The sequence below is a fragment of the Devosia sp. genome (genome assembly GCF_040509215.1).
In the GTDB taxonomy this organism is placed as follows: Bacteria; Pseudomonadota; Alphaproteobacteria; order Rhizobiales; family Devosiaceae; genus Devosia.
On record NZ_JBEVLL010000251.1, the window covers coordinates 1 to 13,491 of the forward strand.

General features: G+C 62.7%; 12 protein-coding genes. 11 read left to right on the forward strand and 1 reads right to left on the reverse strand.

The window, feature by feature from the left end; genetic code table 11:
• The 6 genes from ABW043_RS13985 to ABW043_RS14010 all read left to right on the forward strand — a co-directional run.
• A partial coding sequence (locus tag ABW043_RS13985) for an extracellular solute-binding protein (protein WP_353921818.1) occupies window positions 1-1,092 on the forward strand: 1,092 nt, incomplete at its 5' end.
• A 57-nt stretch (window positions 1,093-1,149) separates the two neighbouring features.
• A complete protein-coding gene (locus tag ABW043_RS13990; RefSeq protein ID WP_353921819.1) occupies window positions 1,150-2,055 on the forward strand; it encodes a carbohydrate ABC transporter permease in 906 nt (301 codons plus the stop codon).
• A complete protein-coding gene (locus tag ABW043_RS13995; RefSeq protein ID WP_353921820.1) occupies window positions 2,055-2,948 on the forward strand; it encodes a carbohydrate ABC transporter permease in 894 nt (297 codons plus the stop codon). Before ABW043_RS13990 ends, ABW043_RS13995 begins: the two co-directional genes overlap by 1 nt.
• Window positions 2,948-4,150, forward strand: a complete 1,203-nt coding sequence (locus ABW043_RS14000; RefSeq protein ID WP_353921821.1) for a M24 family metallopeptidase — start codon at window positions 2,948-2,950, stop codon at window positions 4,148-4,150. The genes ABW043_RS13995 and ABW043_RS14000 overlap by 1 nt, the downstream gene beginning before the upstream one ends.
• Before the next feature lie 20 nt (window positions 4,151-4,170).
• A complete protein-coding gene (locus ABW043_RS14005; RefSeq protein ID WP_353921822.1) occupies window positions 4,171-5,646 on the forward strand; it encodes an amidohydrolase family protein in 1,476 nt (491 codons plus the stop codon).
• Between the two features lie 122 nt (window positions 5,647-5,768).
• Window positions 5,769-6,479 carry a GntR family transcriptional regulator gene (locus ABW043_RS14010; protein ID WP_353921823.1) on the forward strand — a complete coding sequence of 237 codons (711 nt, stop codon included), beginning with the start codon at window positions 5,769-5,771 and terminating at the stop codon, window positions 6,477-6,479.
• A gap of 25 nt (window positions 6,480-6,504) precedes the next feature.
• Here the strand turns inward: ABW043_RS14010 and ABW043_RS14015 are convergent, their stop codons facing one another.
• Window positions 6,505-7,788, reverse strand: a complete 1,284-nt coding sequence (locus ABW043_RS14015) for an ROK family protein (protein WP_353921824.1) — start codon at window positions 7,786-7,788, stop codon at window positions 6,505-6,507.
• A gap of 527 nt (window positions 7,789-8,315) precedes the next feature.
• On the opposite strand from ABW043_RS14015, the gene ABW043_RS14020 reads away from it, so the two are divergent.
• From ABW043_RS14020 to ABW043_RS14040, 5 genes are all read left to right on the forward strand, one after another.
• Window positions 8,316-9,557: an ABC transporter substrate-binding protein gene (locus tag ABW043_RS14020; RefSeq protein ID WP_353921825.1), complete on the forward strand. Its 1,242-nt coding sequence runs from the start codon at window positions 8,316-8,318 to the stop codon at window positions 9,555-9,557.
• A gap of 86 nt (window positions 9,558-9,643) precedes the next feature.
• The gene (locus ABW043_RS14025) at window positions 9,644-10,525 is read left to right on the forward strand and encodes a carbohydrate ABC transporter permease (RefSeq protein ID WP_353921826.1); all 882 of its coding nucleotides are present in this window, start codon (window positions 9,644-9,646) and stop codon (window positions 10,523-10,525) included.
• Window positions 10,526-10,530: 5 nt separating this feature from the next.
• Window positions 10,531-11,442 carry a carbohydrate ABC transporter permease gene (locus tag ABW043_RS14030; protein WP_353921827.1) on the forward strand — a complete coding sequence of 304 codons (912 nt, stop codon included), beginning with the start codon at window positions 10,531-10,533 and terminating at the stop codon, window positions 11,440-11,442.
• Between the two features lie 4 nt (window positions 11,443-11,446).
• On the forward strand, window positions 11,447-12,535 hold the full coding sequence (locus tag ABW043_RS14035) for an ABC transporter ATP-binding protein (RefSeq protein ID WP_353921828.1): 1,089 nt from the start codon (window positions 11,447-11,449) through the stop codon (window positions 12,533-12,535).
• A gap of 11 nt (window positions 12,536-12,546) precedes the next feature.
• Entirely contained in the window at window positions 12,547-13,470 is a 924-nt protein-coding gene (locus ABW043_RS14040) for a TolB family protein (RefSeq protein ID WP_353921829.1), read from the forward strand.
• Window positions 13,471-13,491: the final 21 nt, after the last annotated feature.

Sequence of the window (13,491 nt, forward strand, 5' to 3'; positions counted from 1 at the left end):
TATGTCGCCTCTGGCGCCGCGCCCGACATCATGATGGGCCGCAACGACTTCGCTTCGGCCTATGCCGCCGGCGAACTCACCCTGCCGCTGCAGCAGTTCCTCTCCCCCGAATTCATCGACGACGTCTACGCCCCGCTGCGCGAGTCCGCGACCATCGACGGCAACTTGGTTTGTCTGCCTTGGGAAACCAACCCGGTCTACATGGCCTTCAATCGCGATATCTTCGACAAGATCGGCGTCACCCCGCCGCCGGAAGTCGCCGAATACGATGGCGGCTGGACTGTGGAAGAATATCTCCAGTGCTTCGATGACGTGACCACCGCCCTTCGCTCCTCGGGCGACGAACAGACCTTCGCTCTTGCGGCCTCTGGCTATGGCAATGGCGGGCCGGGCTCCAACTACACCCAGCTCGAAAGCATCTGGGTGCGCATGATGGGCGACCCGAACGCCGAAAAGGGTTCTTCGCTCAACAATACCTTCCTCGGCGTGTCCGAAGATGGCTTCACCGCCACCGGCTACGTCAACACCGCCGAAGCGGCAGCGGGCCTGGCCAATTACAAGACCGTCTTCACCAATGGCTATACGCCCACCGGAGTCGTACCCGACCAGTTCCGCGGCGGCGCTGCCGCCATCACCTTCAGCGGCACCGGCACGGTGAAGCGCTTCCTGAAAACCGGCCAGCCGTTCAACTTCGGCATGTCGCCGGCCCCCAAGGGCACCATCGCCTACACCACCACCGTCGCCGACTCCCCGATCATCTTCTCGGGCACGCCGTATCCGGCCGAAACCGCCGCGCTTCTCGCCTTCATCTGCAATGACGAAAACCGCTTCGCTTTCCACGACGCCTGGGGCTCGATGCCGGTGCGCAAGACCTTGGTCGATGCGTTGCCCGAATATGCTTCTGATCAGCGCCTGCTGCTCGGCGCCAATGTCGCCGACCACGCCTTCGGCCCGCCGAAGTCTGTCGGTTGGTTCGATTACTTCAGCGCCATCAATCCGGCAGTGAAGGACATTGCCCTCGGCGCCGATCCGCAGGCGCGCCTCGATCAGGTCGCCACCCAGATCGATGGTCTCCTCGCCAAGTACAAGTAAGCCCGAAAGCCGCCCCGCTTCGGCGGGGCGGTCCTGCTCCACGAGGATTTTGCGACGATGAAATTCCCCGGCTTTTCCGTAAATCCGACCCGACGAGGCGAACTCGCCATCGGCCCGCTCATGGTGATCCCGGCGGCGGCCGGCCTTGGCATCTTCTGGATCTGGCCGCTGATCGTCGCCATCATGAACAGCTTTCGCTCGTTCAATCCCTTCACCCATCGCGCCACCGGCTGGGCGGGCTTCGAAAACTATCAGCAGATCTTTGCCGACCCCGCCTTCCAGTCCGCCTTCTGGGTCTCGCTCGTCTACATGGTGCTGATGATCGTGGTCATCATCCCCATGGCGCTGGGTCTGGCCCTGCTGCTCGACAAGCGCATGCCGGGAACCGCCTTCGCCCGCGGCGCCATCCTCGCCGCACTCGCATCATCAGAAGCGGTGGCGGCCCTGATGTGGAACCAGCTTTACCAACCTTCCAGTGGACTCTTCGACGCCATCTTCCGCGCCATGGGAATGCCGACCCAACCCTTCCTCACCGATGGCAACCTCGCCATCGTCTCCATCGTCATCATGATCGCCTGGAAGGACGTCGGCCTGCCCATGCTGATTTTCCTCGGTGGCCTCCAAGCCATCCCGCCGCACCTCTTCGAGGCGGCTTCCATGGATGGGGCCAATGCGTGGCGCAAATTCTGGCGCATAACCCTGCCATTGCTGCGCCCCAGTCTGATCCTCGCGCTGTTCATGACCACGATTGCCGCCGCGCGTCTCTTCACCCCCATCCAGATCCTGACTTCGGGCGGCCCCAACGGCCAGACGTCCAATCTCGCCTATTTCTCCTACGCTCAGGCCTTCCTCTTCAATTCGCCGGGCCAGGCGGCCGCCAGCGTGGTGGTGATGCTGCTCATGCTCGTCGTCATCACCATCATCCAGGGTGTCACCCTGCGCAGCAAAGCCGGAGCCTCGTGATGTCCGACCAGACCCTTCCCGCCACCAACATCGCCACCATCGTCGAGAAACGCGCCTCGCTCTGGACCACCCGCCGGGTCATCGGCGCCATCAGCCTCCTGCTCATCGCTGCCGTCTTTGCTTTCCCCATCGTCTGGTCGGCGCTCTCCTCGCTCAAGACCACCGACGACGTCGTCAAATTCCGCTATCCCCTGACGGTCTGGACCTTCCTGCCGCCCTTTCCCACGCTGGACAATTACGCGGCCCTGTTCTTCCAGCTCAACTTCGGCCGCACGCTGCTCAACACCATCATCGCCAGCAGCGGCCAGGTGCTCATCGCCGTCATCACCTCGACGCTGGCCGGTTACGCCTTCGCCCGCCTGCGCTTTCCTCTGCGCGACACAATCTTCATCATCCTGCTGCTCACCTCCTTCGTGCCGCTCGAAGTGATCCTCGTCCCCCTCTATGAAGTGGTCCGCGGCATGGGGCTGGTCTCGACCTATCCAGCGCTCTTCCTGCCTTTCGCCTGCAGCCCCTTCGGCATCTTCCTGATGCGCCAGGCTTTCCAGTCCATCCCGGTCGAACTCGACGATGCTGCCCGCGTCGATGGCGCCTCGACGCTCAAAATTTTCTGGCGCATTGCCTTGCCAAACGTGAAGCCGGCCCTCGCCACCCTCGTCCTCATCCAGTTCATCTGGTCGTGGAACGCCTATCTCTGGCCGCTGGTCATCATCCAGGACCCCAACATGCAGATCGCCCAGGTCGCCATTTCCGGCTTCAAGAGCGTTCCCAATTTCCCTCTCGATGGTCCGCTCTTTGCCGGCGTCACCGTCGTCACCATCCCGCTGGTCGCAATCGCGATCATTCTCCAGCGCTACTATGTGCGCGGCCTCATGAGCTCAGGAATTCGCTGATGACCCTTCTTTCTACGATCGACCGCATCTCCGACGCACGCCTCCTCGAGCGCATCGCCGCGGCCCGCAGCATCATGAGCGACGCCGGTGTCGACGTGCTGATGATCTTCTCCCACCCGCGCGCATTGGGCGGTGGCGGCCCCTTCCACTATCTCGCCGGTTGGAGCGTCAAGGGAGCCGGCACGATCATGCTGCTACCGCGTGAGGGCAGGGCGATCATCCTCTCGGCCGGTCCCAACAACACCCGCGTCTTCAATCAGCGCTGCAGCTTCTTCGCCGATGCCCGCGCCTATGGCCCTATCGCGCCCTTCGCAAAACTGCTCGAAACCGGCCTCGGCGAACTTGGCGCTCTTGGCGGCAAGATCGGCGTCTCAGGCACGCCCTACATGCCCGCGCCGCTCAAGCTGGCTCTCGATGGCATGGTCAGCGAACAGGTCTTCCTCGGCGACGCCCTCGATGCCCTCCGCCTCGTGCGCCACGCCGACGAAGTCGCCATGCACCAGAAGGCGGCCGACATCTCCGTCGCCATGATCGAACGAGTGATGGACCTCGCTCGCCTGCAGGCAACAACACCCTCCGATCTGATGACCGAAGCCGAACTGGCCGGCCGCAAGCTCGGTGCCGACTCTTCCAGCATCTGGCTCGCCACGGGCGAAGCTCCGCCCACCACCTATTTCGAGCTCTTTGAACTCAACGAAGCGCTCGGTCCCAAAGACCGCGTCCAGCTTGGCGCCACCGTCACCTATGAAGGCCATTTCGGCCAATGCCTGCGCACCGGCGTCCGCGGCCCGATCTCCCCGGAAATGCAGGATGCCTGGAACCGCATGGTCGAGATGCAGGACCGCGCTCTTGCGACCCTCATTCCCGGCGCCCCGATGCAGAACCTCGTCGATACGCTCGAAGCCGATATCGACGCCTTCTGCCCCTACACCCGCGCCAACGACCCCTTCCGGTTCCAGTCCTGCCACGCCCTTGGCGTCAACTATTCCGACCCAAGCTACGTGCAGGCCGTCAACCCCGAGCGCGATCGCAGTGAAGATGGCAAACTGCCCCTCATCGCCGAAAACATGATCTTCGAAATCCATCCCAATTTCACTTTGCCCGGCCTCGGCCATGTCTGTATCGGCGACATGGCGCTCGTCACCGCCACCGGGGCAAAGTGGATCACCGACTTTCCGCGCGAACTCGTCCGTCTCGACTGATAAATCCAGGGAACAAGCATATGTCCGACCTGCTCCTCGTCCACGGCACCGTCGTGACCATGGACCCCGCCCGCGCCATCATCGAGGATGGCGCGGTGGCCATCAGCGGCGACCGCATTGTCGCCGTCGGCACGACCCAGGAACTCCTCCCGCTCTACCCGCAACATCGTCTGATCGATTGCGCGGGCAGGGCGGTCATTCCCGGCCTTGTCGATGCACACGGCCATGCCGGCCACTCGCTCATCAAGACCCTCGGCGCCGATACGCCGTCGCTCTGGATGCGCGTCGTCACGCCGATGTACTTTCACTACACGACACCAGAGTTCTGGCTGGCCGACGGCTATATCTCCGCGGTCGATCGCCTGCGCATGGGCGTCACCACCTCGGTCAGCGTCGTCGGTTCGGCGCCACGTAGCGACGACCCGACCTTCGCCATCAACCAGACCAAGGGCTATGCCGAAGTCGGCCTGCGCGACATCGTCTGCACCGGCCCAGCCGGCATGCCGTGGCCACACCCGACAACGCGCTGGGTCGATGGCAAGCCAGTGCGCCGCTCGGTCAGCTTCGACGCGCTGATGGCTGGCGCCGAGGCTGTCATCCAGACGGTCAACGGCACCGCCGATGGCCGCATCAAGGCTTTCGTCACGCCATTCACCATCATGCCCTCGATCGACCCCTCCAACCCGACGACGCCCGATCGGGCGACGCGCTCCACGCTGGACGACCGGATGCAGGGACTAAGGGTAAAGGCCCTCGCCGCCAAATACGGCACCCGCATCCATTCCGACGCCTTCGCCGGCCACGTCCGCATGGCCTGGCAAGACCCCGAAAGCGCCATTCTCGGCCCAAACGTGCACCTTCAACACTGCATCGGCCTCAGCCTCGAAGAGGTGGACATCCTCGCCGAGACCGGTACCAGCATGACCCATTCGCCCGGCGGCCGAGCCCCTGTGATCGAAATGATGCAGCGCGGCGTCAACGTCGCCATCACCACCGACGGCGCTGCCCCCTGGGCCACCTTCGACCTGTTGCACGCCGCCAAGCTGGCCCAGCTTGCCCATCGCTGGCGCAATCAGGATGCCTACCTCCTGCCACCCGGCAAACTCTTCGAAATGATCACCATCGATGCCGCCAAGGCGCTCGGCATGGAGGACGAAGTCGGCTCCCTCGAAGTCGGCAAGAAGGCCGACGTCACCATCGTCAACCTGCGCAAGCCCCACCTCGTGCCCAACTGGATGGTCATCCATCGCCTTGTGCTCCAGGCCGTCGGCCAGGACGTCGAAACCGTCATCGTCGATGGCAAGGTGCTGATGGAAGACAAGCGCGTCCTCACCGTCGACGTCGATGCCGTACTCGCCGAAGCCGAGGCGCAGTCTTGGGCCGTCGTGAAGCGCGGTGGCCTTGAAAATCACCTCACCGATCCCGGCTGGGGCATGGTGCATCGCACCTTTGACGCGCCCATCGACCTGCCTCTGCCGCCGGAGCCAGCGGCATGATCGGTCAGGTCCTTCTGCCCATTTTGGACACCCGCGACTGATGTGTGCGAGCCATGCCTGAAATGAATCCAATCTTGCGTTGCGATTGCGGACAACATAAGTAGCAACAAGAGGATTCAGGCATGCTGAAAGCAAACGACGACCGCGCAACTGGCAACGTAACAAGCGCTCGCTGGACGCAAATCTATGACGATCTGAAAGCCGCGATCCTCGCGCACGCCATTGCGCCCGGCACCAAGCTGCCTGAAGACGAGCTTGGCGATGTCTATTCAGTCAGCCGCACTCTTGTCCGCGCCGCCCTTCAGGCTCTGGCGCACGACAGGCTCGTGCAGCTCGAACCCAATCGTGGTGCCTTCGTTGCCAAGCCGACCAAGCGCGAAGCGCGCGAGGTTTTCGAGGCGCGCGCCATCATCGAGCCCAAGGTGGCCGCCATGGCCGCCGCTGTCGCCAAACCGGCCGACATAAAGCTGCTGCGCAAGCATCTCGACGAAGAGCACAAGGCCATTCATGACGGTCGCCAGGGCGACGCCATCATGCTCTCCGCTCGCTTCCACGAAGGCATTGCCGAGATCGCCGGCCAGTCCATCCTGACCGAAATCATCCAGTCGCTATGCTCCCGCTCGGCGCTGATTATTTCTCTCTATTCGCGCCGCAGCGACACGTTCTGCGAGAGCCATGCCCATCACGCGCTGGTCGATGCGATTGCCAAAAACAGCGAAAAGGATGCCTCGGAACTGATGACCAGCCATCTGGTCGATCTGCTGTCCGGCATCGACGTTTCGGAAAACCTGGCGCCGCCGCGTAAGCTCTCCGAAATCCTGCGCGGGCAATAGCCTCCCGCCGCGAAGCGCTGATCCCTTACTGAGCCTGCCTTTTCTTGGCGCGCAGCAGCAGGGGAGAGCGATAGAGCTGGTGCAACACCAGCGCCGCAGCGCCGCGCGACCAGAACACGTCGTCCCGATCGTTGACCACGAACTCCAGCCGCCCCTGCATCGGTGCTCGCACATTGGCAAAGAGCGCTGCCTTGGCCGGTTCGAGCCAATAGTGCGACGAGCGCATGTTGAGCCCGGAAAAGATGATGCGGGCGGGGTCGATAACACCACACAGATTGGCGAGCGAGCGCCCGAGATAGGTGCCGACCTGCGCAAAAACGGCGCGCAGGTGCTCGTTGCCGGCATCCGCAAGCTCGATCAGTTCCAGCACCTTCCGCTCGCGCGAACGCGGATCATCCGAGACAGGACCTGCCAATTCCTCTCCCGCCGCCTGCAAAATGGCGCGGAAACCGATATGGGCTTCGAGGCACCCATGCTGCCCGCATTCGCAGAGCGGCCCGCCTTCTTCGATCTTGGTGTGGCTGAACTCCGAGGCAAAGCCATGGGCGCCGCGATAGACCTCGCCATTGATGAGAATCCCCATGCCCACGCCATGGCCCAGCGTGATGACGACGCAAGTATCGCGATCCTGCGCGCTGCCGAAATTACGCTCGGCGGTGGCAAGGGGCACGGTATGGGTTTCGATGACGACGGGAATATTGAGCCGCTGTGAGAGCAGGTCCGCGAACGGCACAGGAATGCGCGAAAAGGCCGGGCTCCAGTGGCAGATGCCGAGCTTGCTGTCGACCATGCCGGGCACACCGACGCAGACCGCATTGATATCCGAGAGACCGAGGTTGCAATCGGCAACCGTGCGCAGGATGGCGTCCTCGACGACATCGGCAACCACTTCCGGCGCCTGACGCGAGGAACGGAAGGGCAGGGTGCTCGAATGCAGCACGTCGCAGACGAAATCGGTGACCGATACGGTGATCTGGCTGAGCCCGAGGCGCACGCCAACGGCATAGGCTGCGCGCGGATTAAGCGACAGGCGCACCCGGGGGCGGCCGCGCACAGTGGCTGCGTCAGCCGCCTCCTCGTCCTCATGCACCTGAATCAGGCCATCCTGGAGCAGTTCGGCGGTGATTTCGGTGACGGTGGAGCGCGATAGTTCGAGCGCGGTTGAAATCTCGATGCGGGAGATCGGCCCCTCCTGGCGCAGGATATCGAGCACAAAGCCAATATTGTCGCTGCGGACGGAATCCGGCTCGCGCGTCTGGTCGGCCAATTCGCCGACAAGTTGCGGGCCTTTTGGTGGCCGGATCCGCATGCGCTCCTCCCTCGCGGCGGTGTGTTTCCGCCGTGCTGCATTGTCCAAGGTCATACCGCGCTTCCAGGGTGAACTGGGAGACCGGCTTTCGCTGCAAGCACAAGCATGCTGTCGGCCCGTTTGTCGAGCATATGCATGCGGCACCGCGCTGATTGTCGTTCGGGCATGGCCTCTCCCCCCAGCTTTGCCAGCGCATCTGGGTGCGCTTGACGCGGCAACAGTAGCGCCCAAGTTCCAGCGCTTCCATAATTAATTTTGAAACCAATCAAAATTCATGCGATGCGACCAGTTTCTTCAAAAATGTTTTGAGACATAACAAAAGTCCATAAGCGCATGAATTACAGCTAGATAGGCGGATTTTGTGGGCCCATTGGAGCTGCGGTTCCATAAAAACACCAACGAGAGTCGCTTGACATTGTTTGCTCGCGGTCGTTCTTTAATTCGGCAAACGTCAAAAATAAGCCAATGGCGCTGACGTTGCAGGGATCAGGATGGCGCCGCTGCAAGCTGCGCCTGGGAGGACGATAATGAGGACTGTTTATCTGGCCGGAATTTCCGCGCTGGCGCTGGGTCTTGCTGCCAACCCGGCGACTGCCGACGATTTTGAGGTCATTCACCACTATACGTCGCAGACCGAGGCCGAAGCGCTCAAGGTCATCGCCGACAAGTTCACCGAGGCCGGTGGCACCTGGGTCGACAACGCCGTCGCCGGTCCGCCGAACACGCGCCGCGTCTATACGACCCAGATGCAGGCCGGCCAGCCCTCGCAGGCCTATTCGACGGTCACCAATCGCGACCATCTCGATTTCATCGATCAGGGCATGCTGACCGATATCGACGCCGCCGCAACCGCGGGCAACTGGCGCGAAAACATGCCCCAGCCGCTGGTCGACGCAATCTCGGGCCCCGATGGCAAGATCTACATCGCGCCCATGGCCCTCTATACGCCCAATTTCGTCTTCTACAACAAGGGCGTGTTCGATCGGCTGGGCATCGCCGAGCCAGTCGGCTTTGGTGACGATTTCTTCGCCGCGCTCGATGCGGTCAAGGCCGATGGTCTCATTCCGCTAGCCTTCAGCGGCGACGCCTTCAACATCCGCTTCCCCTTCGAAGCGATCCTCCTCGAAAAGGGCGGCCCCGACGTCTGGGACCAGGTCTGGAACCAGCGGAGCGACGAAGCCATTCGCGGCGATGTCGTCCGCAGTGCCTTCGAAACGCTGGGCCGCCTTCGCGACTATACCGACGAAGGCAATATCGGCCGCGCCTGGAACCTCTCGGCCAATCTCGTCAGCTCCGGCGAAGCAGCCGTGCAGATCATGGGCTCATGGGCCGATGGCGAATATCGCGCTGCCGGCCTTGTCGCCGGCACCGATTTCGGCTGCTTCATTCCCGGCGAGCGCGATTACGTACAGCTCCACAGCGACGTCATGGTCTTCCCCAAGCAACCCGGTAGCGAAGGCCCGACCGAAGACCAGCTCAAGCTCGCTTCGATCATCGGCGATCCGGCGGTCGAAACGCTCTACGTCGCCCCGCGTGGCGCCTTGCCGGTGCGCCGCGATGCGGCCCTGCCGGACAATGCCGATGCCTGCCTCACGATCGGCTACGATGCCTTCAATGCCGACGGCAATCTCGTCCCCAATCCGCGCTCGCTGATCACCCAGCAGCAGGATGGCGAATATCGCGACATCGTCAACGAGTTCTGGGCCAATCCCGACATGAGCGTCGATGAAGTCATCGACGGTTTTGCCTACGCGCTCGAAGCTTCCTGAATACTGCCCGCCGGGCCCTGGTCCGGCGCCTCCCAAGGGGCGCGGTTGTGCGCCGCGCCCCGCTTGCCATGGCCTCAGGGATATCAATGAAAAATCTGTCCGCCAAGATCGCGCTGGCGCCGACGGCTCTTGTAGCCCTCGTCGTCTTTGTCGGTTGCATCGCCTGGACCGTGGGCCTGTCGTTCACCGGCTCCAGGTCCATTCCCGAATTCAGCTTTGTCGGCTTCGAGCAATATGTGGCCCTCTTCGGCTCGCCGCGCTGGCTCGTCTCGCTGCGCAACATGGCCATCTTTGGCATCGGCTTCGTCGGCGGGTGCCTCGTTCTCGGCTACCTGCTGGCGATCTTCATCGACCAGAAAGTGCGCGCTGAATCAGCGCTCCGCACCATCTTTTTGTATCCCTACGCGCTCTCCTACATCGTCACCGGCTTTGCCTGGCAGTGGTTCCTCAATCCCCAGCTCGGCCTTCAAAAATTCATGCAGGACCTTGGCTGGACCGACTTCACCTTCCGCCTGCTGATCGACCGCAACCTCGCCATCTACACCATCGTCGCCGCCGCCATCTGGCACGGTGCCGGCCTTGTCATGGCGCTGGTTCTCGCCGGTCTTCGCGGCATCGATGAGGACATCTGGAAAGCCATCAATATCGAGGGCATCCCCAAATGGCGGGCCTATCTCTCGATCATCCTGCCGATGCTGGGGCCGTCCTTTGCCACCTGCATTCTGCTGCTCGCTTTCGGTGTCATCCGCAATTACGACCTCGTGGTTGCCATGACTGGCGGCGGGCCGGGCAGCGCCACCGAAGTGCCGGCCAAGTTCGTCATGGACTACCTCTTCGAACGCCAGAATGTCGGGCTCGCCAGCGCCGGCGCCACCATTCTCATTCTCACTGTCGTCGCCGTAGCCGCGCCCATCTGGTACGCGCGCCATTGGCAGACCCGTCGCGCCGCCAGCGCGTCGAAAGGGTGAAACCCATGTCCGAGCAAGTTCTCCCCCTCGCTGCATCCACTGCCCATCACGATGGGCCGCGCCCCGCCACCTTTAGCTGGGAGCGCGCCGGTATCTACGCCTTCCTGCTGGTAGCCGCGCTGTTCTTCCTACTACCGATCTACACCATGGTGTCTACTTCCCTCAAAACCATGGCCGAGGTCCGCGCCACCAATGTGCTGATGCCGCCCCTCGCGCCAACAATCGAAGCCTGGGGCGCTGCCTGGAGCCAGGCCTGCACCGGCCTTGATTGCGGCGGCGTGCAGGTCGGCTTCCTCAACTCCCTCAAGATTGTCGTGCCCGTCGTCGTGCTTTCGATCCTTGTCGGCGCCCTTAACGGCTACGTCCTGTCCTTCTGGCGCTTCCGCGGCGCCAATCTGGTCTTCACCGTCCTCATGTTCGGCGCCTTCATCCCGCTCCAGATGGTGCTCTACCCATTGGTTCGCCTCTGGTCCTCGCTCGGCCTCTATGGCTCGCTACCGGGCCTGATCGCGGTTCATGTCATCTTCGGCCTGCCGGTCGTGACCCTGATGTACCGCAATTTCTACGCCGGCCTACCGATCGAGATATTTAAGGCCGCGCGCGTCGATGGGGCCGGGTTCTGGCGCATTTTCTGGTCGATCTTCGTGCCCATGTCGGCCCCGATCACCATCGTCGTCGTCATCTGGCAAACCACCGGCGCCTGGAACGACTACATCCTCGGTCTGACCTTTGGCGGCCGGGAAAATGCGCCGATGACGGTGCAGCTTAATAACATCATCGCCTCGCAGACCGGCGAGCGGCAGTTCAACGTGGAAATGGCGGCAACCATGCTCACCGCCATGGTGCCGCTGCTCGTCTACATGGTTTCAGGTCGCTGGTTCGTGCGCGGCATCACCGCCGGCGCCGTCAAGGGATAGCAAAATGGCAGAAGTCGAAGCACGCAATCTTTCCATCCGCTATGGCGAATTCACCGCCCTCGAAAAGCTCGACTTGACGGTGCCACACGGCCAGTTCCTCGTGCTGCTGGGCCCCTCGGGCTGCGGAAAATCCACGCTCCTCAATTCCATCGCCGGTCTGCAGCCCATCACCAGCGGCCAGATATGGATTGGGGGCAAAAACGTCACCTGGGCCGAGCCCAAGGACCGCGGCATCGCCATGGTCTTCCAGAGCTATGCGCTCTACCCCAAGATGACCGTGCGTCAGAACCTCTCCTTCGGCCTCAAGGTCGCAGGAGTGAAAGCCGCCGAAATCGCCCAGCGCGTGCAGCGTGCCGCCGAGACGCTGCAACTCCACACCATGCTCGATCGCCGCCCCGCCGAGCTCTCCGGCGGCCAGCGCCAACGCGTCGCCATCGGCCGCGTGCTGGTGCGCGAGGCCGAGGTCTATCTCTACGACGAGCCGCTCTCCAATCTCGATGCGCAATTGCGCGTCGAGCTGCGCCGCGAAATCAAGCGGCTGCATCGCCACCTCGGCAGTACCTCCATCTATGTCACGCATGACCAGGTCGAGGCGCTGACCCTGGCCGACATGATCGCGGTGATGAACAAGGGCCGCATCGAACAACTCGGCAGCCCCGAGGAAATCTACGAGCGCCCGGCAACCCGCTACGTCGCAGCCTTTATCGGCTCGCCAGCCATGAATTTCATCGACGGAGATATCGCCATCGAGGCCGGCAAACCGGTGTTCAAATGGGGCCAAGCCAGCATTCCGCTCGACCGCTACAGTTTCGCCGCTGAAGCCAGACCCGGCAAGGCAACGCTGGGCGTTCGGCCCGAGCATATCGCCCATGGTGAGCATGCCGGCGGGCAGGATTTTCTCGTCGAGACCACAATCGATCTGCTCGAACCCATGGGCTCGGACACGCTGGTCTGGTGCCGTACCAAGGAAGGCCAGCAGATCGGCCTCCGCGTGCCAACCGACCTGCGCCCGCGCGAGGGCGACGCCATGCCGCTCGGCATTTCCGTGTCTTCGGCATCGCTGTTCGATACGGCGAGCGGACTTCGACTTTAAGGGAGGAAAGAATGGCTAAAGCCAATATTGAACGCGGTCGCTGGCCGGGTCGCAAGGACCTGCAGCCGGGCCAGATCACGCGCATATCCGTCGTGAACAAGGACACGGGCGCCACGCGCACCGTCATCGATCTGCCGACGCTCTATGAAGCGCCCAATTGGACCTCGGACGGCAAGTGGTTGATCATCAATGGCGGCGGAAAACTCTACCGGCTGGCCGCCGATGGCTCGACCGGCCTGATCGATATCCCGACCGGCGATATCGCTGGCATCAACAACGACCACATCCTTTCGCCCGACAATTCCGAAATCTATTTCAGCGCCCTTGGAAAGCTCTACCGCATCCCCTTCGAGGGCGGCGTACCTCGCCAGATCTCCAACGACTATCCCGAAGAGCGCGGCTACAGCTATTGGCTCCACGGCGTCTCGCCCGATAACCAGACGCTGGTCTACACCGCCGTCGAACGCGTCGGCGAAGTGGTCCGCGGCAAGCTCTCCATCGCCACCATCCCCCTCGCGGGCGGGCCGGACACCTACCTCGTCCATCGCCCCGAAAAGTCGGACGGCCCGGAATATTCGCGCGACGGCCAGTGGGTCTATTTCAATTCCGAACTCGCCGCCAAGCGCCCGGGCCATGCCAATATCTTCCGCATGCGCACCGATGGCAGCGGCATCGAGCAGGTAACCTTCGACGATCGCGTCAACTGGTTCCCCCACTTCTCGCCCGACGGCAAATGGATGGCCTATATCAGCTACGAGACCGGCACGATCACTCACCCCGCCGACCTCGATGTGCAGCTCCGCGTGATGCCCACCGAAGGCGGCGAATCCCGCGTCGCGGTGGAATTGTTCGGCGGGCAGGGGACGTTCAACGTCAATTCCTGGGCCCCCGACAACGTGCACTTCGCCTATGCGGAATACCCGTTTCCGGACTGATCCCAACCGATCCCACCAAAG